The sequence below is a fragment of the Aquimarina sp. AU474 genome (assembly GCF_900312815.1).
In the GTDB taxonomy this organism is placed as follows: Bacteria; Bacteroidota; Bacteroidia; order Flavobacteriales; family Flavobacteriaceae; genus Aquimarina.
In genome coordinates, this window is sequence record NZ_OMPE01000002.1 from 1 (window position 1) to 21629 (window position 21629).

The following is a 21629-nucleotide window of genomic DNA, read 5'->3' on the forward strand; positions in this document are numbered from 1 at the left end:
GTGGAGATGTAGCAGGCTTTAGTGAGACTACGGGTACTACTGCTGATGGTACAATTACCTATCAATGGCAGATCAGTACCACTAGCGATAGTGCTGGCTTTAGTGATATTGCTACAGCGACTACAGCGACGTACGATCATGGTACAGTAACAGCGGATAGTTGGTTTAGAAGAATAGATACCAGTACCTTAAATAGTGTAGCGTGTACAGCAACCACTAATGTGTTAGCAGTAACGGTAAACAATATTACTGCAGGAGTCATTGCTGCAGATCAGACGGTATGTTCTGGTGGAGATGTAGCAGGCTTTAGTGAGACTACGGGTACTACTGCTGATGGTACAATTACCTATCAATGGCAGATCAGTACCACTAGCGATAGTGCTGGCTTTAGTGATATTGCTACAGCGACTACAGCCACGTACGATCATGGAACATTACTTCGTAATACATGGTTCCGTAGAGTGGATACTAGTACATTGAATAGTGTGGTGTGTACAAGTATTACTAATGTATTAACAATAACTATTGATAGTGATAAAGATGGAATACCAGACAATATTGATCTTGACGATGATAATGATGGTATTGCAGATACCATAGAGAGTGATGGTATAGATCCAACAGGAGATAATGATAATGATGGAGTATTGAATTTTGAAGATTCGGATATTATAGGTTATGTAGATAATGATGGTGACGGTATCAATGATAATTTAGATTTTGACGGTGATGGAATTCCTAATTATTTGGATAGAGATAGTGATAATGATGGAATTGTTGATATTGTAGAAGCAGGTGGAACGGATGGCGATGGAGATGGAGAAACTGATTATCCAATTTCTGGAGATCCAACGAGTATGATAGATAATGATAATGACGGTTTAGATGATAGTTTGGACACTATAGATAGTGGAAGTGGAGCAGGGGAAGTAATCACAGGAACGGCATTAACTATTCCTAATTCAGATTCAGATGTAAATCCTAATTACTTGGATATAGATGCGGATAATGATGGAATTGTTGATAATATCGAAGGTCAGTTAACTGTAGGATATATAGCTCCGAGCGGAAATGATACAGATAATGATGGCATAGATGATAGTTATGATCCTGATAATGGAGGAAATTCTATTGTTCCTGTCGATACCGATGGAAATACTTCAGAAAATTTACCTGATTATATAGATCTTGATAGTGATGATGATGGAGAAAGCGATTCAATAGAGGCTTATGATACTAATAATGATGGAATTCCTGAAATAGTTTTAGCAAATAACGATGCCGATGGAGATGGATTGGATGATAATTATGATATTGATGATGCCAATTTAGATCCAACCAATAACGGTCAAACGGCTAATAACCCTTTCCCAGATACCGATAACCCAGGAGGAGAGCCTAACTGGAGGGAACGAGTAATTGATATTATTGTAGAAAAAATTGATACTTTAAATGATGGTGGGGACGGCATTGTTAATGAAGGAGACACAATTACCTATGAGTTTAGAATAACAAATACAGGGAGTTCTATAATAACAAATGTCACGATTACCGATCCATTAGTTGTTGTTACTGGTACTCCAATACCTGTATTACCTCCTGGTGTAATGGATAATACATCCTATACAGCAATTTATACTATTACACAGGCAGATATCGACAATGGAACTTTTGCAAATAGTGCTACCGTAAGTGGTACAGATATAAATAGCAATACTATTATTAGTCTATCAGATGATCCTGATGATACAACTAATATAGATGAAGATGGAGATAATAATCCAGATGATGATACAGTAACAATCCTAAATCAAAATCCAATAGTAACATTAACTAAAGTAGCAAATGATGCTACCGATGGCCTATATGATACTCTTGGCGAAGTAATCACGTATACATTAGAAGTTATTAACTCAGGAAACGTGACACTTTCGAACATTATAGTATCTGATGCAAATGCAGATATTGGAAGTATTTTACCAAATATGATTACCAATTTATCTCCAGGAAATAGTGTTACAGTAACAGCTGAACATACTATTACTCAAGCGGATCTTGATGCAGGTATTGTAATTAATAGGGCAGATGTAGCTGCAAATACTCCTGATGCGATTTTAATAACCGATATGTCTGATGACCCAACTACTCCAGATCCAGATGATGCTACAGAAACTGAAGTTGGTTTAGCTCCAGTGGGTAGATTAGGTGTTACAAAATCAGCAGATCGTGGTACTTTTTCGACTGTTGGAGATAGAATTACATATACGATTGAAATAGAAAACGTAGGAACAGTTACTCTTAACAATATAACTGTCATTGATAATAACGCAACAATTGTTTCTGGCTTACCAATTACGACCTTGGTTGTTGGTAGTATAACAACAGTGATAGCAGAGCATATAGTCACGGAACAAGATATTATTGATGGACAAGTAATAAACAGAGCGGAAGTCATAGGAGTAACCCCGTCAGGAGATATGATTTCTGAAACTTCTGATGATCCCAATAACTCGACCGATGAAGATCTTGATATGGATGGTGATCCTGATGATGCTACTATAAGTATTTTGGATAGTGATGGAGATGGAGTACCAAATATTGTTGATTTGGATGATGATAATGATGGTATACCTGATGATGTAGAACAAAATGGAAATCCTAATTTGGATACTGATGGTGATGGTATCGTAGATCGATTGGATCTTGATGCTGACGGCGATGGCGTTTTGGATGTATATGAGTCTGGAGTTGAAACCGAAAGTTTGGTTATTTCGCCTGACGGTAGAATAGAAGGTACTGTTGGAACCGATGGAATACCTGATAATGTCCAAGAAGTTGGGGAAGAAGATTCTGGAATAATAAATTACCCAATACAAGATACTGATGCTGATGGTACAAATGATTTTCAGGATGTAGATGATGACAACGATGGTTTATTGACTATTGATGAAAATCCAGACCCCGATGGTAATGGAAATCCAGAAGATGCTTTTGATAGTGATGATAATGGAATACCAGATTATTTAGAGCCAAACTTTACTTCAGGAGAAGATGGAGTCACGGTTTTTTCAGGATTATCACCAAATGGTGACGGAGTTAATGATGTGTTTATGATTGACGGAATTGAGAGGTTTGAAAACAAGTTAGAAATTTATAATCGTTGGGGTGTAAAGGTTTTTGAATCTAAAAATTATGGTAGGAATGATAATTTCTTTAGTGGTATTTCTAATGGACGAACAACAATTTCTGACAAAGATCAATTACCAGTCGGAACCTATTATTATGTTCTGGAGTATGTTCTTGGATCTGGAGAACGTAAGAGTAGAATGGGATACTTGTACATTAACCGATAATTGATCAAAATTAAAGTACTCATGAGTAGAGACTCTACTTATGGTTAGAGAAAACGTAAATTGAAGGGAATGAAAAAAATATACACAATTATTGCTTTAACAATTTTTAGTCTTGTGTTTTTTAATACGTATGCACAACAAGATGCTCAATACACGCAATATATGTATAATACTATAAGTGTGAATCCAGCTTATGCTGGTAGTCGTGGTGTGATGAGTGTAATGGGATTACATAGGAGTCAATGGGTTGGTTTAGACGGAGCTCCACGCACCCAAACTTTAACTTTAAATTCTCCTATCGGAACCAATGAACGAATTGGTCTAGGATTATCAATTGTTAATGATGAAATCGGGCCTACTGATGAAACCTATATTGATATTGATTTTTCGTATACGTTACGTACATCAGAAAATGGAAAATTGAGTTTAGGATTAAAAGGAGGAATGCAATTATTAAATGTTAATCTGCAAGAGTTAAGTCGAATTAATGCTAATGATGCTTTATTTGAGACTAATATTGATAATAAGTTTAGTCCTCAGGTGGGAGCTGGGGTGTATTACCATACTAATAAATTTTATTTAGGTTTTAGTGTGCCAAATCTTTTAGAAACTGATCATTTTGATGAGAGTACGACAAGCAGTAGCAGTGATGCAGTTAGTTTTTTGGCAGAAGAACGTATTAATTATTACCTCATTGCTGGTCATGTTTTTGATCTTACTGATGATTTAAAATTTAAACCAGCCGTATTAACCAAATTGGTATTTGGAACTCCCTTACAAGTAGATGTGTCAGGTAATTTTTTACTATATCAAAAATTAACTTTAGGAGTTGCATATCGTTGGAGTGCTGCAGTAACAGGGCAAGTGGCTTTTCAAATATCAGACTCCATGATGATTGGTTTTTCATATGATAGAGAAACTACAGAGTTAGGGCAATCTCAATTCAATGATGGTAGTTACGAAGTAATGTTACGGTTTGAACTTTTCAAAAAGTACAATAGAATGCTAACCCCACGTTTTTTTTAATCTATTCCTAAAAAAAATAGAACCTAGTGATTATGTTGATGTTTTTCTGAATTTAATAACCTTGAAAATTGTTGGAATGCATATTTGTGCACTATAGAGGTTTGAAAAGAAGGTTAATTTAATAAGTTAAGTATGGGCAATTAATTAAATCAATAGTTAACCCGGATTGTATACTTGCTCAATTAGTTTGAAAACAATTTTTGAAATAGTTTTGAATAAGAAATAAGCGTTTCGAGAATTTTTTTGTTGAAGAAAGCATAATAAGGATGTAAGTAGGCCTAAAAGCTATGTTAACAATCAGACTATTAGGAGAAAACGTTTTTGTATCCCTCTTTTTTATGGACTATCTGTAATAAAAGAGTGTTTTTTAGAGATATGTATCAATGGTTAATGAGCAGAAATTAAAAGCGAAAAGCCGAATAATAGGAACTATAAAATCTTTTTCTCTATTTGAAAATTAAATAGAAAGAGATTTATCAAATAAGTGAGATTTGTAAGGGTTTGTAAATTAGATTTTTAGCAGTTTGCAATAGATTGGAAATGTTAAAACTTCCTTAGTTTCATAGAATATCATATTTTTTAAGGTAAAACCGTAATTATTATGATGTCTTAATGTAGGTAGATTAAGCAAATTGTGATTATATTTAGGTATTGTTTTTTTTATGAGAAACAATATTATTAATTTAGAGTACAAAAGCTTAATTTCTTACCCCTCACTGAGCTTTAGTATTTAATTAAGTTTTATATAATTATATAAAACAAATATTTTATAGTGGTATATATTTATAGTATCACTTTTTTATAGTAAACACCTTGCATAATGTATAGAAAGGATATATCTTTTAGGAGATATATATTAAACTAATATTGACAGGTATATGATAATTAGAAATAATATCCATCTGAAATATATGAGTTTAGGGTTGATAATTTAGAAATTAGTATTTCTATAAATTTAATAGAAATAATCTAAATGAATAAAAACAACCCCGCTATTTGTAAAACTTTGGCGAGCCAACAAAAGCAGGGTCTGAATAACGATTAATATTAAATTAACCATTATGAGTGGATTTTCACTTCTTGTGTTTATCGGATATGTTCTATATCCAAGTAACATTTATCTTTTTCTTAAAGAAAAATGTATTCTTATTATTTTGATCAAAATCAGATCGAAATATAGGAATTCTATCTCTCATTTACGGTATTCCCTTATTGTTTTTAAGACTTTGTTAACAAAATTTTCAATGCGTATAATCTATATGATATATAATCATATGACTATTGAACGCCTTAATAAATCATATATGATTACATGATCATTTAATAATCATATGTGTTGTATAATAATGAATGATATGAAATTTAATAAAGAATAAAGAAATAAACTATTCGCCGTTTTTGGTGTATAGTTATAACGATGCATTTTGACGATGTGTTTACTTTAAACCCCTCGGCTTTAGGGGTAATTCCGGGGGGTTTTACTTTTGTGAAAAATATGTATGCTTGTTACGTATAAATAAGCATTTTAAGATTTTAAGTGTTTTTAGCTTAAATGTAGATTTAGGATGGCTGTCAGGTTATATAATCTGGCAGCTTTTTTATATATCTTCCTAATTGTTATTTTTATACTTTAGCATTATTATGGATATAAAACTTCTAGAATATTTAGAGTCATTTCTTACCCCAAGAAGGTTGGCTTTATATAAAAAAGTATTAGATAAAAGAACGAATCATTTTACAGTAGCGGTAGAGGATGTGTATCAATTACACAATACAAGTGCCGTGATTAGAAGTTGTGATGTTTTTGGCGTACAAAATGTACATGTAATTGAAGAAATTAATGCCAAGCGGATAGATCGGGAGATAGCAATGGGAGCACAAAAATGGGTAGATATTAATAGATATGCCACAACTAATGAATGCATAAAAACTTTAAAAGAAAAGGGATATCAGATTGTAGCGACTACACCTCATGATGATTCTAAGACATTAAGTGATTTTGATGTAAATATACCATCTGCGTTTTTCTTTGGGCAAGAACAACAAGGTCTAAGTGAAGTGGTTCTTAATGCAGCTGATTGTAAATTACATATACCAATGGTGGGATTTACAGAGAGTCTTAATATTTCTGTTTCGGCGGCCATAATATTACAAGATGTTACATCTAAGTTAAGAGCTACAGAATTAAATTGGGAATTATCAGAAGAGGAAAAATTAGAGAAGCGAATGGAATGGGCTAAGAAGATAATTAAAAGTCATGAGCAAATTATAGCAAGATATCATCATGAAAATATGTGATTAAAAACAATAAAAAGAAACAATTATGGTAGCATGGTTTGAAATTCCGGTTATGGATATGAATAGAGCAATGACCTTTTATGAAAAAGTGTTTAATATTGAGCTACAACGACATCAATTAGACGGTATAGAAATGGGGTGGTTTCCGAACAAAAATGAAACGGGAATAGCTACGGGTACACTTATACATGCCAAAGAACATTATACACCTAGTGAGTATGGCGTTTTAGTATATTTTGCATGTGATGATGTTGCAAACGAAATCGGTAGAGTAGTAGCTGCAGGAGGAAAAGTAATATCTGATAAAAAACAAATATCCGAAAGCCATGGGTATATGGCTTTTTTTATGGATTCTGAAGGAAACAGAATAGCATTACATTCTTCCAAATAGGCATTGAATATACTGCTTACTTTCTATCTAAAACCTTATACTCCTCGTAACACTCACTGATAGCATCAAGGATTTGAAGATCATTGGCAAATTTTATAAAATCAACAGAGTAATTACAGTTACGTAGGATTTCATCTATATCAAGACGTTCTACCTGAAGAAGAGCCATTAGCGTAGCACGATCAAACTTATTTTCGAGAAGGTTTCTGATTTCATCATCTTTCTTCATTTTACGAAGTTTTCTAAGCTCTTTGGATCGTTTGCTAAAAATATTATACAAAAAATCCGCAGGATTAAATATAGCCCCTAAAACCTTATTGACCGCTCCAGGTTGTCGGCTTCCTCCTTCATATCCAGAACTTAATCCTGCAATACTATATCTATAATTATTGTATACCGGGATTCTTTTGGCATCGATTTCTAAATACCCTGTTAATTGAACATCAGCAACAACAACCTCTTCTAAAGCTATTCCAAGCTCGGTCATTTTAATTTTAACATCCCCAAACTTAATCCAGTCATTGGTCACTCTTACCCGTAGTGGTTTATAGCCAATATATGAAAAGTACAAAGTATCGTTTACCTGGGCTTTAATTGTGAAATCTCCATCCTTATTAGTAATAGTACCAATCACTTGACTTAAGTTAACAATATGTACGTTTTCTAACTTTTGATCAGTAGCGGCATTTAATACCTTACCAGTTACTATACCTGGATCATTTTGAGCAAAAGCTGTTATACCTGAAATAAGTAATATGTAAAATAATATGTTCTTCATACACTATAAGACGTTCAATTTATCTGAATATAACATAAAAATCGCGCCAAAATTTAAATACAGTTGTTAAAACCACATAAAATTATCTGCGATCACTACGTTTTCTGCGATCTCTTCTTAGGCCACCGCCACTATCTTTACTATCATTTTTATCAAAACGTCTTTTACCTTTAGGTTTAAAACCATCGCTTCGACGTTTTCCTTTAAATCCGCCGCCACCATTATCACGACGACGTCTTCCACCACCTCTACGGCCACCAGAACCTGAGCCTTTAGAGATTTCTACATTAACTTTACGACCTTCCATTTTGAAATCCTCGAAAATAGAAAGTACTCTTTCCTGATGTTCTGCACTGGTATTAAAGAAAGAAAAACTCTCTTTAACATCAACACGTGATAAGGAGTCACCTCCTAATTCGAGTACTTCTTTAAGGAAATCCTTAAGAGTCATCCAATCAAATCCATCTTTCTCTCCTACATTAATAAAGTATCTTGTGCTACCATCACCACTATCAGAATCTCCACCTCTTTCGCCTCCTGAGGCATTAAGGTCTCTGGCATTTTTATAGTAGTTATGAAAACGAGAGAATTCTACAGAGAAAAACTTTTTTATAAGTTCTTCTTTAGAAAATTCTTCTAAAACTTCATTAATAGAAGGTAAATATGTATCAATTTCGTGATTTATTTCAGCTTTACCGATATCACTGGCAAGGTGAAATAGTTGTACTTGACAGATTTCTTCACCACTAGGAATTTCTTTTTTCTCAAAACTCTTTTTAATGATGCGTTCTACAGATTTTATTTTTCTGACTTCGCTTTTAGATACGATTACCATTGAGACTCCGCTTTTACCGGCGCGCCCTGTTCTACCACTTCGATGCGTATATGTTTCAATCTCATCTGGTAGTTGATAATTTATAACATGGGTAACATCATCAACATCGATACCACGGGCTGCGACATCTGTTGCAACTAGCATTTGTATTTGTCGATTTCTAAAACTTTTCATCACCAAATCACGTTGATTTTGACTTAAATCTCCATGCAATGCAGCGGCATTATACCCATCTCCAATAAGATTTTCTGCTACTTTTTGAGTGTCCCTTTTGGTACGACAAAAAATCACAGAAAAAATATCAGGATTAGCATCTGCCAATCGTTTTAAAGCAGCATAACGATCACGAGAGTTCACTATATAATATTCGTGAGAAACGTTCTTAGAACCCGTGTTTTTATGACCTACGGTTATCTCAACCGGGGTGTTCATAAAACGTTTTGCTATTGTTGATACTTCTTTGGGCATGGTTGCAGAAAACAACCATGTGTTTTTATCTTTTGGAGTATGAGATAGTATGGCATTGATATCCTCATAGAATCCCATATTTAGCATTTCATCAGCTTCATCCAATACACAGTAGCCAATATTAGAGATATCTACCAGTTTACGGTTGATCATATCTTGCATACGTCCAGGAGTAGCCACAATAATTTGGGCGCCTCTTTTGATTTGTTTGGCTTGGTCAGTAATACTAGCTCCACCATAAATTGCAACAGTGTGCAATCCAGAAACATATTTAGAGTAGTTTTTTAGCTCATTGGTAATTTGTAAACAAAGTTCTCGCGTAGGAGACAAAATTAATCCCTGAGTAATTCTACTTTTACTATCTATTTTTTCGATTAAAGGAAAACCAAAGGCTGCTGTTTTTCCTGTACCAGTTTGCGCTAATGCTACAATATCTGTATCTTCGTTAAGTAATATAGGAATAGCCTTTTCTTGCACCTCACTTGGGGTCTCGAACCCCATATCATTCACCGCCTTTAGAATTTCATCACCGAGGCCTAAAGCTTCAAATTTGTTCATATAAATAAAAATAAGCCGCAAAGGTACGGTTTATTATCTGTCTATTACAATAACGAGGTAGTTATTATGATGTTGCAATTATCTATTTGATGATTTCGATTTCGAAAAGCTTATCCCAATTCTTTCCAGTAACAAATAGCTGTTTGGTATCGGCCTTGTAGGCAATACCATTTAAAACGTCAAGATCCTGATGTTGAGTCACTTTGTCTCGTAGCCCTCTTAAATCTACCACAGCTTCTATTGCTCCATTTTTTGGATTAATAATCGTAATACTGGTTTTGAGATTAGATTTGTTTGTCGAACCATGTTTTGGCCATGTATTCGCATATATTTTTCCGTCCACCCATTCTAATTCATTAAATTTCGTTTTCAGACCTTTATTAGTAACTATTTGGATATATTCTTTTTCGGCTAAGGTTTGCGGATCTAAAATCCATATTTTTTCTGTACCATCACTCTTATAGATTCGTTGACCATCATTGCATAATCCCCAACCTTCTTTACTTGTGTTATATGCAAAACTCCCGGTTCTTTCTAAAGTAGAAAGGTCATATATAAAACCTTCTTTGGCTAACCATGTGAGCTGGTATACTTTGTTATTTGCTATAGTTATCCCTTCGGCAAAATATTCGTTCGAGATTTCTTTTTTAATAAGCACTTCTCCCGTTTTGTAGTTGACTTTTCTTAATGATGATTTTCCTTTTTTTCCTGTACTTTCATATAAGGTATCACCAAAAAATTCTAATCCCTGGGTGAAAGCTTCTTTATCATGGGGATATTCAGCTACAATCTTATAGGAATATAGTTTGGGAGATGTATTGTAAAGTAAAGTAATTTTTTTTGTAATAGTATCAATATTTCCATCATAGAAAACATGTGCTTTAAGTATATGGGTACCTAACTTTTCGGTATCTATTTTTTCTTCAAAGCTATAGTCTGTTTTCGAAGGCGTTTTTTTACCGTCCAAGATATAAGTAACGGAATCTATAGTGATATTTTGATCATTTTTGACATGCGCTTTTATCGTTTCGCCTAGCTTGAATATTGCTTGATCATTTTCTGTAACAACAGAAAAATATTTTTTTTTCTTATCATGATTGCTTCCACAAGAAAAAATGACTAAGCTTAATGTTATGACGAATAAGGAGTTACGAATGTTCATTGCAATGATTAAATTTGAAGCAAGATATTTATTTTAATTGGGTTTAAAAAATCGTTGTTTTATCTAGTAAAGATTGTATCTTTGCAGCGGCAAGTCCTACACAACTAGCTCCTGTTGAATCCTCCAGGGCGGGAACGCAGCAAAGGTAAACGGTTGTAGCAGTGTGATGTAGGTAGCTTGCCTTTTTTTGTGCTCTTAATTTTCATTTGACCAATTTTCATTTCATTGTAATTCAATTTGTTTTTAGATATTATTCGTAAATCATAATTGTATATTTGCGATCATGAATGTAGCTCAAAAAACTCCTGTTGTTTTAATTACCGGTGGTTCTTCAGGAATAGGAAAATCAATAGGTACTTATCTTAAACAAAAAGGATATATTGTATACGGCACTAGCCGTAACCCTTCAAAACTACCTAATTTTGAACCTTTTACATTACTGAAGTTGGATGTTGCTGATCGTTCTACAATTCAATCTGCAATTAAGAAGATCCAAGAAGAACAAGGTCGTATAGATGTTTTAATAAACAATGCAGGCGCGGGGATTACAGGGCCATTAGAAGAAATTCCTGAAGAAGAAATACAGCGCAATTTTACTACGAATTATTTTGGAGCTATTAATGTTACTAAAGCAGTATTACCCTTAATGCGAGAACAAAAAAGTGGTCTTGTAATTAATATCACCTCAATAGCTGGATATATGGGATTACCATTTAGAGGCGTTTATAGTGCATCTAAAGCTGCATTAGAAATTACTACTGAAGCTTGGCGAATGGAGCTAAAAAGCTTTAATATTAATATGACAAATATTGCTCCTGGAGATTTTGCAACGAATATCGCAGCGGGCCGATATCACGCACCGGTATTATCAGATTCACCGTATAAAAAATCGTATGGAGATTCATTAGCATTAATGGATGACCATGTTGATGCTGGAAGTGACCCTCTAGAAATGGCTAAGGTCGTTTTTAAAGTGATAAATACAAAAAAACCTAAGGTTCATTATAAGGTAGGGGTATTTATGCAAAAATTCTCTGTTGTTCTAAAAAGAATATTGCCAGATAGGGTATACGAGAAATTATTAATGAATCATTATAAGCTATAATTTTTTTACTTAAAAAATAAAAATATTTAAGCGCAATTAATGCAGGATACTATCAATCAAGAAGGAATATCTTTATATTCGCACCGGAAATGAAAAATATATAATTACTATACACAACAATTTAAATACAATACTATGAAGTTTTTTATTGATACTGCAAACCTGGATCAGATAAAGGAAGCACAAGATCTTGGTGTTTTGGATGGGGTTACAACTAACCCATCATTGATGGCTAAAGAAGGTATCACAGGAAGAGAAAATATTATTAATCACTATAAGAAAATATGTGATATTGTTACTGGAGATGTAAGTGCAGAGGTTATCTCTACGGATTTTGAAGGTATCATTAAAGAAGGTGAGGAGTTGGCTAAACTACATGATCAGATTATTGTAAAGGTGCCAATGATTAAAGATGGGATAAAAGCTATCAAATATTTTAGTGATAAAGGTATTAAGACAAATTGTACTTTGGTCTTTTCTGCAGGTCAAGCTTTATTGGCAGCAAAAGCGGGGGCTACATATGTTTCTCCTTTTATTGGAAGATTGGATGATATCTCTACAGATGGACTTAATCTTATTGCAGAAATCAGGTTAATTTATGATAATTATGGTTTTGATACTCAGATTTTGGCAGCTTCTGTAAGGCATACAATGCATGTGATTGACTGTGCAAAAATTGGCGCAGATGTAATGACAGGGCCTCTTTCTTCAATAGAAGGATTGTTAAAACACCCTTTAACAGATATTGGACTAGCAAAATTCCTTGCAGATTATAAAAAAGGAAACTAGAAAATATAATTAAGATGTATATTGAAAAAGCTACTTTGAAAAGAGTAGCTTTTTTTAGTTACCTAAACTAGCTAACCTTGTGTATTGCATAAGTTGTTTTTCAAAAACAGAAGAAAATAAATTAGCTTTTTCGTTTATTATTTTCCCATCTTGATCAACAAGAATAACTTTGTTACTAGAATGTATTACAAGTTCTTCTGAAGAGCATTTGGGGTATTTAAACTCATATTCATTGCCCAAGTTATAGTGATGTCTTTTTATGGTTTTTAACCAATTCTTTGTTTGATCATCATCAGTATTAATAGCAATAAATTCGATCTCAGGATATAAAGCACTAAGGTAAGATGCTTTTTTATGGGCTCTTATGTAATGATCTTTGCTCTCCATAGACCAAAAATATAATGCAGTTATGGATTTATTAAAAAGAGAAGAAAGTTTTACTCGATCTCCATTAGAAGCAATCAATTCTTGATCGGGAAGAGTTTTATTAGGCCTTAATCTAGAAATCGCTCTTGATAATTTTTTTAACTCTTTTTGAGACTTTTTATTAGAACTAACAGATAAGTAGTGTTTTAATACTTTGTTAGAATCGTAGTTTTTCTTACTATTTAATAAAAAGTTAGTGGTTACTCTTCTTAAAAGGTTATTCTTGATATACGGGTGATCGACTAAGCTATCGATCAGATTTAATTTATGTACAACACTTTCTGTTCTTCTTTTATAATAAGATGAACTATTAGAATAATTAGAAAGAGAAGAATTTGTGAAGTAATAATTTAAATACCTATTGTAGGCGTATAATTTTTTTAGATCATTGTCATTAAAATTAATATCTCTTCTAAAGTCAAAGAAAGATGCTGGTAAATCTTTTGCAGAATCCATACCTCCGATACCATATCTACTATGAAAATATAATTCATGACGTGTATAGTAGTCAAATATAAAACTTGCTTGGGCAAGCTTTTTTGCAAGCGCACTCAGTTCATATTTGTTAGTAAGCTTATTGTACGCCTTTAATTTTTGTTTTAGTAATGAATCTTGATTTTTCTTAAAGTAAGATGGTGATAACTGAAGATCGGTCCTTTTCAATTTTGCTCTTTCTTGCTCATTTAGCAAGTACATATCAATCAAGAAATTGTTTTTTCGAGAGCCGTCGCCAGAAAAAACAAGAGATTCATCAAATTCTAAAGTATTAAGTCTGATAAGTAGACTATCACCTTTTTCTAAAAGAACTAATTGATTTTCTGGTTTGTGTTTGAATAAATACAGACCGTCTTCTAGATTTTCAACTTTATAAAAGAAACGATTATTTCTATCTAAGGGTATTGTATCACCTGGTTCATCATTTTTAGAAATGACAACATAATCCGAATTAGGGTTCACAATTTCACCACCAAAGTAGGTGTATTCTCTATTGATTTTCTCCGAAGATTCACAACTACATAAACAACACCATAAAAGTGAAATAGATGCGATATATCTATATGGGTAGAACTGCATTTTGGGTACCAAATTAACTAACAATTAGCCAAAAATAATTCTAAACCCTTTCCACATTTGTTAACTATTCGTTAATTCTTTAGTAATTAATATTCTATCCAAATTAGAAATAGAAAAAAATAGAAATAAAGAATGAATTGACAACTGATCTCTGCTTAAAAATATAATACAGTATACCTATAAATTAATGATAGATTGTTTCAGGTTGTGAAACCATTTTTCTACTTTTGCGCCGAATTCGAATTAACAATCTATTTTATCATGTTATCAGTTTCTAATCTTTCAGTTCAGTTTGGTAAGCGTATACTTTTTGACGAAGTGAATACTGCATTTACTCAAGGTAATTGCTATGGTATTATCGGCGCTAATGGAGCCGGAAAATCTACTTTTCTAAAAATCCTTTCGGGAATTATGGAGCCTACTTCGGGTCACGTGCACCTGGAGCCAGGAAAACGAATGTCTGTTTTAGAACAAAACCATTACGCATATGATGAATTTACTGTTCTCGAAACAGTAATTATGGGTAATAAACCATTATACAAGATCAAAACGGAAATTGATGCATTGTATGCGGATTATACTGATGAAAATGCCGAAAAAATAGGAGAACTTCAGGTAGAGTTCGAAGAGATGAACGGTTGGAATGCAGATAGTGATGCAGCAGCAATGCTTTCGAATTTGGGAATAAAAGAAGATCTACATTATACACAGATGTCTGATCTAGATACCAAACAAAGAGTACGAGTATTACTTGCACAATGTCTTTTTGGTAGTCCAGATGTACTTATTATGGATGAGCCCACCAATGATTTGGATTATGAAACTATAAGTTGGTTAGAAACTTTTTTGGGTAACTATGATAATACAGTTATTGTAGTATCTCACGACCGTCACTTTTTGGATGCAGTATGTACACATATCTCGGATATTGATTTTTCTAAAATTAATCATTTCAGTGGTAATTATACATTTTGGTATGAATCTTCTCAATTAGCAGCAAGACAAAGAGCTCAACAGAATAAAAAGTCTGAAGAGAAGAAAAAAGAATTACAAGAGTTTATTGCGCGATTTAGCGCTAATGTTGCCAAATCAAAACAAGCAACGTCGCGTAAAAAAATGATAGAAAAGCTTAATATCGAAGATATTAAGCCATCTAGTCGTCGTTATCCAGCGATCATATTTGAAAGAGATAGAGAGGCAGGAGATCAAATCCTGAATATTGATGGATTAGCAATGAGTATTGAAGGGGAAACATTATTTAAAGGCATAGATGTTAATTTAAATAAAGGAGATAAAGTAGTTATTTTCTCAAAAGACTCTAGGGCTACCACCGCGTTTTACCAATTATTAAATGATAAACAAAAGGCAGACTCAGGAAAAATCGCTTGGGGAATTACAACTGCACAATCTTATTTACCCGCAGATAATAGTGAGTATTTTCAAAATGACTTATCTCTAGTAGATTGGCTTAGACAATGGGCTACCACTGAAGAAGAAAGGGAGGAAGTATTTATTAGAGGGTTCTTAGGTAAAATGATTTTTAGTGGAGAAGAAGCTCTTAAAAAATCTAATGTATTATCTGGAGGAGAAAAAGTGCGATGTATGTTATCAAAAATGATGATGACAAGAGCCAATGTATTGATGCTAGATGAGCCAACTAATCACTTGGATCTTGAATCTATTACCGCATTTAATAACTCTTTAAAGAAATTTAAAGGTACAGTACTTTTTACAACTCATGATCATGAGTTTGCACAAACAGTGGGTAATCGTGTTATAGAACTTACTCCTAATGGAGTAATTGATCGCTATAGTACTTTTGATGAGTACATGAGCGATCCTAAGATCAAAGAACTGCGTGAGAAGATGTATGCGGTTAAGGTGTAATAGTTACGATTGCAACATGTTTAAATATTTATCGTATTTTATCGGTATACTAGTTAAACTTTGTTTACGTTACATTAGTATTCATACAAACTAACCAATAGAAATCTACGCTGGGCGATCAACTTATCATAGAGCAAATCAGAAATAAAAACGAAAAGGTTTTTGAATCTGTATTTAAAGAATATTTCAAGGTACTTACCATATATGCAAAAAAGTACGTGTTAGATTTTGATACAGCAAAAGATATTACACAAGAAACTTTTGTAAAACTTTATGAAAAAAGGGATGAATTAGTAATACATACATCTCTAAAATCTTTTTTGTACACATCGGTTAGAAATAGATGCTTAGATTACATTAAGCTTCATAAGATTCGTCAACAACATAAAGACACTATTCTTTATGAATCTTCGACGTACACCGAAGATGAAGATACAGATCAAATTAGATATACTGAATTACAGGAGAAAATTCATAGAATTATAAAAACTCTGCCAACACAAAATCAGAAAATATTTATGCTTAGTAGATTTGGAGGAAAAACTAATCAGGAGATAGCTGATGAGTTAAATCTAAGCAAGAGAACTGTTGAAACTCATATTAGTAATGCAATTAAAAAGATAAAAATCTCTGTTGCATTGAGTTTTATTTACCTGATTATTAAACTTTTATAATATTTCTCATTTTTTTTTACTTCATGCTTACGTGTAAGTGGTTTTTTGTTCGTCATAACATATGAATGAACAACAGTAGAGTAGTTTTTTTCAACTCTATTACAAAAATAAACCAGTTATGAACACGCAAAACCAAAGTAGTTTAGAGTATTCTTTAATTAAATATTTTTCTGGAAAATCTACACCAGAGGAAGAAACATTCGTGAAAAATTGGGTGTCGCAAAGTCAAGATAATATTTTTTATTATCAAAAGCTTCAACGATTATGGTTTCAACGAATCATACTGTGATATCATATTTTTTTGTGAATCACAATCATAATTAACCAAAGAATAATCATAAAAAATACTTAGCCAATTGGGAACAAAACAAGTAATCTTAGCTTTTGGGGTGCTACTCATGAGCATTAATGTATTATTTAGTCAATCTGATAAGGTTGACCCGTCATCAGAAAAATATACAATAAGTGGATATATTAAAGAAACAGGAAGTCAAGAATATTTACCCATGGTATCTATTTATATTCCAACAAGTAAAGTAGGAACTACAACCAATGATTATGGCTTCTTTTCACTTACTGTACCAGGAGGTACTCATGAGTTAATTGTTTCTTTTGTTGGGTATGGAACAGTAAAGAAAGTAGTCAATCTTACAGATGATATTGAGCTCAATATTGATATGGAATTGTCTACAGAGAGTCTTGGTGAGGTAATTATAGATGCAGATAGAGGGGTGAATGAAAGTCAAGTGACACAAATGAGTGTTGTAACAATTAAACCATCAGAAATACAGGATATTCCGGCAATTTTGGGAGAAAAAGATGTAATTAAGGCATTACAATTAATGCCAGGTATACAAAGAGGAAATGAGGGGAGTGCAGGTTTTTTTGTAAGAGGGGGTACACCGGATCAGAATCTAATCATATTAGATGAAGCTCCGGTGTATAATTCTAATCATTTGTTTGGAATTTTTTCTGTTTTTAACGGGGATGCAATTAAATCAATAGAAACCTTCAAAGGCGGATTTCCTGCAAGATTTGGAGGCAGACTATCTTCGGTTCTAAAAATAGATACCAAAAATGGAAACAAAGAAAGACTAACAGGAAAGGTAAACGTGGGGTTGATCTCATCATCATTATTATTAGAAGGGCCAATTAAGAAAGGAAAAACATCTTTTATTTTTAGTGGTCGTAGAACGTATGCTGATTTATTATCAAAACCATTTCAAAGTTCGGATTTTAAGGCAGGATTTTATTTCATGGATTTGAACTTTAAAATTCATCATGTTTTTAATGAGAAAAATAAATTGTATTGGAGTAATTATTTTGGACAGGATAGGTTTACAGGTGATGAAAAGTCAAACGGAGAACGTTTTAAAACGCGTCTGTTTTGGGGTAATATAACGTCTACTTTGAGATGGAATCATCAATTTAGTGATAAATTTTTCTCTAATACGTCTCTTATTTTTAGTAATTACAATTTTGGACTTAAATATGATGAAAAACTTAATGACAGTCGTTTTTTGTTTAAACTAAGTTCTGGGATCAACGACTACGGTATCAAAGCCGATTTTGATTATTATCCAAACCCACAACATTCTGTACGTTTTGGAATTGCTTCTACCTATCATAGTTTTATTCCTAAACAATCAAGACTTAGGGCGACAGGAGAGGATAATGCAGATGTTAAACAAAAAATAGAATCTTTGGAGAGTGCAGTATATGCCGAGGATAATTGGAAACTTTCTAATACCTTGAGTTTTAATCCCGGAGTACGAGTTACCCATTTTAATTTTAAATCAAAAAGTTATCTTAATTTTGAACCCAGAGCTACGATAGCATGGAATATAAAACCTGATCTTGCATTAAAAGCTTCATATGCAAAAATGAATCAGTATATTCATTTGCTATCTAACTCTGGTATTGGCTTACCCACAGATTTATGGGTATCGTCTACAGATAAGTTAAAACCACAAGTATCTCAACAATATGCAATAGGTTTAGCAAAAGATTTTTTCGAAGAAGGATACTCTATAACATTAGAAGGGTATTATAAAAAAATGGATGATGTCATTTCTTATAAAGAAGGAGCTTCATTCTTATTATTAGAAGATCTAGAGACTGGAAGAGAAATTGATTGGGAAGAAAACATCACTACAGGAGAAGGTTGGGCCTATGGCGCAGAATTGTTATTAAGAAAAAAGACAGGAAAACTAACAGGTTGGTTGGGATATACTTTGTCCTGGTCTGAAAGACAGTTTGATGAATTAAACCAAGGGCGAAAATTCTTTTCGAGATATGATAGACGTCATGATTTGTCTTTGGTAGGAATTTACAAACCGAACGAAAAAATTACGCTCTCAGGATCCTGGGTGTTTTCTACAGGTAATAATTTTAATTTACCAGATAGGGAGGCGTTATCCAACACAAGTAATTTTCCAATCCCTATTGGATTGTTTAACACTGGCGGAACAACTTCTTTTAGTACCGAACGAAATAATTTTAGAGGCGAAAGCTATCATCGTTTCGATCTAGGAGTACAATTCCATAAGAAATTTGCAAAAAATAGAGAGCGTACTTGGGGATTCTCAGTGTATAACATTTACGGAAGAAAAAACCCATTCTTTTATTATTTTGACGATTCACAGCTTAAAAAAGTATCCATATTACAATTTATACCATCTATTAATTATACTTATAAATTTTAGATCATGAAATCAATCGAATCAAACTCATTAAAAAATTACACAAAAAGATTAATGAAATACTCTCAATATCTGCTAATTGGATCCTTGTGGGTTACATTTCTTAGTTGTGAAACAAGTGTAGATGCCAGTGATTTATTAGAAAAAGAACAATTCGTGGTAATCAATGGATATTTATCACCACAAGACACCACATTAAAAGTGCAAATTTCTAAATCTAAATCGAGAGCAGAAAGTACAATTACTAACAATGCTGATTTAGTGATTAGTAATGCAACAGTAACGATTACGGATGAAAATGATAACCAAGTAACTTTGATTTATTCTAGTACTTCATTTAGTTATGAAATACCAGCAACAGATTTAGCTATTTTACCCGGTAGAAAATATTTTCTAGCTGTTACGGCAGAAGGTAAAGATTATAAGTCATCATGTGTTATACCATCAGAATTGGTAGAAAACATAGAAAGCGAAATAACAAACAATAATGATGTTGACTCTTTTGGAAACAAAAAACTAAAATTAAAAATTGATGATATAGCAGATAAAAGAAACTTTTATATTGTTGGGGCAAAGGTAACTCAAGCATTTAATAGTGGAGAAGATAGTGTTACTGATGTGGATTTTGAGTTTGAACAATTTACTACTGATAGTAATAGAGAAAATGCTGTTGTTACTGTTGATGGTATCTTTAACGAATTTTTTGATTCTCAAAGTAGTAAAGCGAATGTACAAGTGGCAAATGCAGAAGAGATATTATACGATGCTTTGCGGGCTACATTTTTAAATGATTATAATGAGGACGATCCTTTTTTTGAACCTGTTATTGCACCTACCAATATAGAAGGAGAAAGTGGGTTCGGAGTTTTTGCCGGATATCAATTAACCGAAAAAGAAATAACCTTTTAAATGTAAAGAACCTTACATTTTTTTGGCATTCTCTTGTTATATGAGGTAATGACGAATAATTTGGTCGTTAAATAAAAGTAATTAATAATACAGAAAGAATAGAGCTTTACTATTTTAAAGCAAGCATGATCGGGGGCATATGTTATTTATTTGCTATTTTAGAACCGGATTTAGAATTGAATATGAATATTGAACAAGAAGATCACATACTGCCAATTATAACACGTTATTTAAAAGATGATGTGCAGGAGGACGAACGAAAGTTTGTGAAAAATTGGATTGCCCAATCTGAAATAAACAAAAACTATTTTGAAGAAGTTGAACAATTATGGAAGGCTTCAGAAGAAATAGACGATTTTGATAAAATAAATGTAAATGACGAGTGGGATAAATTTACTTCAAATACATCTTCTCAAAAAGATATTCAGACTAAAGAAAACAATAGAGCATTCTTAAAAATAGCCGCATCTATAGCCGTCATTATCGGTTTGGGAGCATATTTTATGAATTACTTTAATGCCGATGTTACATTAATTGCACAAACTGGTGAAGAAAACAGATTTGTACTTCCTGATCAATCAGTCGTATGGCTTAACGAAGGTAGCGAGCTAACATATAAAAAGGATTTTGAAGGAAAAACAAGAGCTTCTCAACTTAAAGGAGAAGGGTTTTTTGAAGTTGCCAAAAACCCAGAAAAACCATTTGTGGTGAGCACTAACAATACCGAGACTAAGGTTTTGGGTACTTCTTTTAATTTAAAAACAGATACAAATACTAAGGAAACCAAACTCGTTTTAGTAACAGGTAAAGTGCAATTTACTTCCGATGGTAATCAAGAAATTCTTTTACCAGGTGATAAAGTTACAGCAAAGGCAAATGGAATTTTGCTTAAAAAAGTAAATGATAATCCTAATTTTATTTCATGGAAATCTAAAGTATTGAAATTTGAAGATGTTGTTATGAGCGATGTAGTTAAGGATATCGAACAGTTTTACAATGTTGAGCTGGTTATTGAAAATCTACAATTAAAAGATTGTACATTAACATCGGTCTTCGAAGACGAATCTTTGGATGATGTCTTAGAAACACTTACCATATTGTTTGATATTACACATCAAAAAATTGGAACCAATCGTATCCTAATTAAAGGAGGAAATTGTAATTCGTAAAAAACATTCTTTATAATTGCACTAA

At 32.8% G+C, this 21629-nt stretch carries 16 protein-coding genes and 1 other RNA gene; 13 read left to right on the forward strand and 4 right to left on the reverse strand.

What is annotated here, in order from left to right; translation table 11 throughout:
- From DK508_RS00030 to DK508_RS00045, 4 genes are all read left to right on the forward strand, one after another.
- The coding region (locus tag DK508_RS00030; RefSeq protein WP_200831827.1) for a gliding motility-associated C-terminal domain-containing protein at window positions 1-3353 on the forward strand (3353 nt) is incomplete at its 5' end.
- Window positions 3354-3422: 69 nt separating this feature from the next.
- The gene (locus DK508_RS00035) at window positions 3423-4379 is read left to right on the forward strand and encodes a type IX secretion system membrane protein PorP/SprF (RefSeq protein WP_109298691.1); all 957 of its coding nucleotides are present in this window, start codon (window positions 3423-3425) and stop codon (window positions 4377-4379) included.
- Between the two features lie 1641 nt (window positions 4380-6020).
- Complete coding sequence (locus DK508_RS00040) at window positions 6021-6677, forward strand: RNA methyltransferase (protein WP_109298692.1); 657 nt, start codon at window positions 6021-6023, stop codon at window positions 6675-6677.
- 25 nt (window positions 6678-6702) lie between these two features.
- A complete protein-coding gene (locus DK508_RS00045; RefSeq protein ID WP_109298693.1) occupies window positions 6703-7068 on the forward strand; it encodes a VOC family protein in 366 nt (121 codons plus the stop codon).
- Between the two features lie 16 nt (window positions 7069-7084).
- Here the strand turns inward: DK508_RS00045 and DK508_RS00050 are convergent, their stop codons facing one another.
- The 3 genes from DK508_RS00050 to DK508_RS00060 all read right to left on the reverse strand — a co-directional run bounded on the left by DK508_RS00050 (window position 7085) and on the right by DK508_RS00060 (window position 10869).
- Window positions 7085-7846 (reverse strand): carboxypeptidase-like regulatory domain-containing protein, encoded by a 762-nt coding sequence (locus DK508_RS00050; RefSeq protein ID WP_109298694.1) that lies wholly within the window; start codon window positions 7844-7846, stop codon window positions 7085-7087.
- Window positions 7847-7928: 82 nt separating this feature from the next.
- Window positions 7929-9707 carry a DEAD/DEAH box helicase gene (locus DK508_RS00055; RefSeq protein WP_109298695.1) on the reverse strand — a complete coding sequence of 593 codons (1779 nt, stop codon included), beginning with the start codon at window positions 9705-9707 and terminating at the stop codon, window positions 7929-7931.
- An 82-nt stretch (window positions 9708-9789) separates the two neighbouring features.
- Window positions 9790-10869: a glutaminyl-peptide cyclotransferase gene (locus tag DK508_RS00060; RefSeq protein WP_109298696.1), complete on the reverse strand. Its 1080-nt coding sequence runs from the start codon at window positions 10867-10869 to the stop codon at window positions 9790-9792.
- A gap of 87 nt (window positions 10870-10956) precedes the next feature.
- Here DK508_RS00060 and ffs point away from each other — a divergent pair.
- From ffs to fsa, 3 genes are all read left to right on the forward strand, one after another.
- Window positions 10957-11055: signal recognition particle sRNA small type (ffs, locus tag DK508_RS00065), an RNA gene on the forward strand.
- Window positions 11056-11152: 97 nt separating this feature from the next.
- Window positions 11153-11974, forward strand: coding sequence for an SDR family oxidoreductase (locus DK508_RS00070; RefSeq protein WP_109298697.1), 822 nt, complete (start codon window positions 11153-11155; stop codon window positions 11972-11974).
- 135 nt (window positions 11975-12109) lie between these two features.
- A complete protein-coding gene (gene fsa / locus DK508_RS00075; RefSeq protein WP_109298698.1) occupies window positions 12110-12763 on the forward strand; it encodes a fructose-6-phosphate aldolase in 654 nt (217 codons plus the stop codon).
- A gap of 54 nt (window positions 12764-12817) precedes the next feature.
- Here the strand turns inward: fsa and DK508_RS00080 are convergent, their stop codons facing one another.
- Window positions 12818-14263: a peroxiredoxin gene (locus tag DK508_RS00080; RefSeq protein WP_109298699.1), complete on the reverse strand. Its 1446-nt coding sequence runs from the start codon at window positions 14261-14263 to the stop codon at window positions 12818-12820.
- 261 nt (window positions 14264-14524) lie between these two features.
- On the opposite strand from DK508_RS00080, the gene DK508_RS00085 reads away from it, so the two are divergent.
- The 6 genes from DK508_RS00085 (at window position 14525) to DK508_RS00105 (ending at window position 21604) form a co-directional block, all read left to right on the forward strand.
- Window positions 14525-16150, forward strand: a complete 1626-nt coding sequence (locus DK508_RS00085; protein WP_109298700.1) for an ABC-F family ATP-binding cassette domain-containing protein — start codon at window positions 14525-14527, stop codon at window positions 16148-16150.
- A 137-nt stretch (window positions 16151-16287) separates the two neighbouring features.
- Window positions 16288-16824, forward strand: coding sequence for an RNA polymerase sigma-70 factor (locus DK508_RS00090; RefSeq protein WP_255411272.1), 537 nt, complete (start codon window positions 16288-16290; stop codon window positions 16822-16824).
- Between the two features lie 118 nt (window positions 16825-16942).
- Window positions 16943-17113 (forward strand): hypothetical protein, encoded by a 171-nt coding sequence (locus DK508_RS20985; RefSeq protein WP_160114499.1) that lies wholly within the window; start codon window positions 16943-16945, stop codon window positions 17111-17113.
- 67 nt (window positions 17114-17180) lie between these two features.
- Complete coding sequence (locus DK508_RS00095; protein ID WP_235016232.1) at window positions 17181-19529, forward strand: TonB-dependent receptor; 2349 nt, start codon at window positions 17181-17183, stop codon at window positions 19527-19529.
- 3 nt (window positions 19530-19532) lie between these two features.
- Entirely contained in the window at window positions 19533-20435 is a 903-nt protein-coding gene (locus tag DK508_RS00100; RefSeq protein ID WP_109298703.1) for a DUF4249 domain-containing protein, read from the forward strand.
- A gap of 182 nt (window positions 20436-20617) precedes the next feature.
- Window positions 20618-21604: a FecR family protein gene (locus DK508_RS00105; protein ID WP_160114500.1), complete on the forward strand. Its 987-nt coding sequence runs from the start codon at window positions 20618-20620 to the stop codon at window positions 21602-21604.
- The last annotated feature ends 25 nt before the right edge of the window (window positions 21605-21629 follow it).